Below are 3,892 nucleotides of genomic sequence, written 5' to 3' on the forward strand. Positions count from 1 at the left end.
TAACAGATTTTTTTCTAGTATCGCTGTAGTAAAAACAGCAATAAATAAATTTATCGACGAAATAAATAAAGTTCCTACAAATACAATAGATAGACTATGTGTAAGAATGTAGAAACTCTATTAGAATATATATATTTTAAAAAAGAAGAGAAAATAATTTATAAGGAGAATTACTATGAAAAGAATAATGATAAATAACTTAAATAAATATATGGAAAATAAAGTAAATATACAAGGATGGGTACATCGTGTAAGAAAATTAAAAGCAGTAACCTTTCTTATACTAAGAGATAGAACAGGTTTAGTTCAATGTGTACTAGAAAACAATCTAATTGATTCTAGCTCAATAAAATTAGAATCAGTAGTATCAATAATAGGAACAGTTAAGGAAAGTAACAATAAACTTAATCTCTATGAAATAAATGTTGAAAATATAGAAATTATAAATAGTTGTAAAGAGGAACTGCCTATTGAACTAAATCAAAATAATTTAGATGTAAATTTAGAAACAATGTTAAATAATAGAGCTTTAAGTTTAAGACATGAAAAAATTAGTGCTATATTTAAAATACAAAATCTTATAGTTCAAGGATTTATAGTTGGAATAAAAAAAGATATCGCCCCCGTCAAGAATGCGATATCTCATAGTGAAAGTAGTGGATTTGTTGAAGGAAACAACAACAAATTCAAACTCATAAAACGTATTTTATATGGTAGAGCTAATTTAGTCAACCTTTTTAAGAAATGTTATGTAACATTTCAGGTAAAACGTAAGGATTTTAGCTTGCAAAAATTAATAAAGACGAATGCATTATATTAATACATTCATCTTTATTAAATTAGGGTTATTTACCCAAAGTTGAGTAAGAACCTCTATTTTTAGATAGCTCCTTTTGTTTATGATTTTAAGAATTAAATTTATGAGACTTTATTATAAAACATACCAACTTCATCTTTTAAAAATAAGCTGCCTAAAATACCACCTATTATAGCTGGTATTAACCAGTTGAATCCTAACTTATCAAAAGGAAGGATATGAACAAAGCTCATACTTATACCAAGGCTATCAATAACAGTAAGTAAACTTATAAGTAAAGTAGCATAGGCAGCACCTTTAAATGTTGAATTTTTCGTAATTATATTACCAAAAGAACTCATTAATACTAAGACAATCGATACAGGGTATAAAACTGTTAATATAGGAGCTGCAATAGAAATTATTTTATCAACACCTAAGTTAGAAACTATTGCACTAAATACACAAATTGAAGTAACTAAAAATTCATATTTAACTTTCTTACTACTAAGATCTTCAAAGTACTTAGCAGTAACAGAAGTTAATCCTATAGAAGTAGTAAGACAAGCAAATGCAACAACCACACCTAATAAAATAGTACCAGTAGATCCTAACAGGTGATTAGTTATATTAATTAGTAAAGCAGTTTGAGATATAGATGTATCATACATATTAGAAACTGTAGCACCTAAGTAAGTTAATCCACCATAAACTAATACAAGTCCTAATCCTGCAACTAAAGAAGCTTTTACTGTAAGATTAGCATTTTCTTTTTTATCTTTATAACCCTTAGTTAAGAATGAAGTCATAATAAGTGTTGTAACACCACCTACACCAAGAGCATCCATTGTTTGGTATCCTTGAGTAAGACCTGTTGCAAATAAACTATCAGAGTTAGTAGTGTTTTTTAAATCACCAATAGGAGAAAGGATTCCTTTTCCGATTAAGAATGCTAGTGCAATTAAAAGCACTGGAGTTAAAAATTTACCTATAATATCCATAACTTTTGTTGGCTTAATTGTTAATAAGAATGTTAAACCAAAGAATAAAATAGAGAATACAGCTGGATTAAATGAGTTAAATAATGGGGCAATACTCATTTCATAAGTTGTTGCAGCTGTTCTTGGTATAACTAGAATTGGTCCTAAGCAAAGCATCATAAGAAATTCTAAACCAATACCAAATTTCTTTCCTGCTTTTCCAACTACAGCTTGGTAAGAACCAGCCTTTGCCACAGCATTAATTGATAAAAGTATAATACCAATATCAGCAAGAACAAAACCTAAAAAGCTTGTTAACCACCCCGTACCAGAAGTCATTCCTATGTATGGTGGGAATATTAAGTTACCTGCTCCAAAGAACATTGAAAATAGTGCAAAACCTATAATAATAATATCTATATTTTTCTTCATAATTCTACCTCTTTCCTGAATAAGTTTTAATAATACTATTTACTTTGTTTTACTACATTATTTTAAGAAGTGGATAATTATATACAAAAAGCCACATAGTATAAACTATGTGGCTTTTATTTGCCTAGGATACAAAAAGCCACATAATATTTTTCTATGTGGCTTACATTATAAATTAACCTTAGCCATCATAGATACAAAACCAATAGTTTGCATCTATGAGGAATCTCTATCATAAATACAAACCTAACTAAAATAACTAAAGTAATACCATATATTTAATTTTAAATTGTTAGTTAAGTTTGTATTAATTATCATATTAAAAATCTCCTTGTAGTGAATATTTGTAAAATTTATATTATTTAAACTTATTATACATATATGCAGTAAAATTGTAAACAATAAATTGTAAAAAATATCTTTATTATTGAAAATAATTAAGGTGGTGTTTAAAATGACCTTAGCAGAGAAACTATTTATGGAATTTAAGGATTTTACAGAGATATAACTAAAGTTAAAAAATACTTCTAAAAAGATAATATAATTTTTTTCTAAATACAATATATTTTAATCTTGTTTGTAGAATAGCCATTATGAATATTATATAATCAATAAAATATTGTGTCTTTTAGTACTTCTAGTTCTCCTTCTTTAGAATAAAAGTTTTGACAAAGGTCAGTAACTTTTACAATTTCGTTCATTTAAGTCACCCCCATGTAGTTTTAAGACTATATATTATGAGATTAGATAAAAGTATGATTTGTACCAGAATAGATGTATTTTATAATACCAAAATAAAAGTGAGATAGTAGTATAAATTTAGGAAATATTATAATAGAAGACAAATATATAGGTGAGGAATGGCTAATGAATATAAATAATTTTAAATAAAGAAAGTAAAGTAGAAAAACAAAAAAAGAAATCTAGTAAAAAGATAGATATAAAAGAAGTATTAGACAAGCTTTTAAAAGAAGAATTAATAAATATAATAATAGAGCTAAAACAAAAGAACAAAACATTAAAAGATTCAATAACACCACCATTAAATCAAAATCTAATAAGACTACGAGATATACCTAGTTTATTAGCAGTATCTTCTCTAGTTGAATTATTTTCTAGAAAAAATATAGTATCTATATTATTATAAAGAGAGCCTTAGTCAATGACAAAGGCTCTCTGAGACTGTGAAAGTTTTATTTTATATAAAGTCTGTTTAATAATACCTTTAGTGCAGTAAGTTCTGACTTTTCCTTACATCTTCCACAGGATGTTCCTATTTTTGTTTCTTTTACTATACTTTCAACGCTTTTGCATCCATTCTCTTTGGCTTTTATTAAATCTTCTACAGTCACGTTAAAACAGCCACATACTCTGTTGTCCATAATATACCTCCATATATAAGATATATTATATATATACCCACAATATAAAAATATACACTAACAAATAGGATTAAGAAAAAGAGATGAAAAAAATAGGTCGAAAGTTATTTATTACAATAAAAATATAGTATAATATTGACAATATAACAATATAAAAAGCAGGATAAAAATAAAAACAAGTAAAAATTATAATAAAGTATTATGATTGGAGGATTATTATGGCTCTTGGATATTTATTTATATTACTTATAGTTATAATATTAATTAGTGTTATAGGAATTTTAGGATTATATTTTACAAAA

The 3,892-nt window shown here is 25.9% G+C and carries 3 protein-coding genes; 1 reads left to right on the top strand and 2 read right to left on the bottom strand.

What is annotated here, in order from left to right; translation table 11 throughout:
- Positions 1–175: 175 nt before the first annotated feature.
- Positions 176–820: an OB-fold nucleic acid binding domain-containing protein gene (locus tag ACRC03_RS18970; protein ID WP_438654175.1), complete on the top strand. Its 645-nt coding sequence runs from the start codon at positions 176–178 to the stop codon at positions 818–820.
- Positions 821–918: 98 nt separating this feature from the next.
- Here the strand turns inward: ACRC03_RS18970 and brnQ are convergent, their stop codons facing one another.
- Both brnQ and ACRC03_RS18980 read right to left on the bottom strand, forming a co-directional pair.
- Positions 919–2,208 carry a branched-chain amino acid transport system II carrier protein gene (gene brnQ, locus ACRC03_RS18975; RefSeq protein WP_438654176.1) on the bottom strand — a complete coding sequence of 430 codons (1,290 nt, stop codon included), beginning with the start codon at positions 2,206–2,208 and terminating at the stop codon, positions 919–921.
- Between the two features lie 1,193 nt (positions 2,209–3,401).
- Complete coding sequence (locus ACRC03_RS18980; protein ID WP_438654177.1) at positions 3,402–3,590, bottom strand: (2Fe-2S)-binding protein; 189 nt, start codon at positions 3,588–3,590, stop codon at positions 3,402–3,404.
- Positions 3,591–3,892: the final 302 nt, after the last annotated feature.

It is taken from the genome of Romboutsia sp. (genome assembly GCF_051659545.1).
Taxonomy (GTDB): Bacteria; Bacillota; Clostridia; order Peptostreptococcales; family Peptostreptococcaceae; genus JBOFOR01.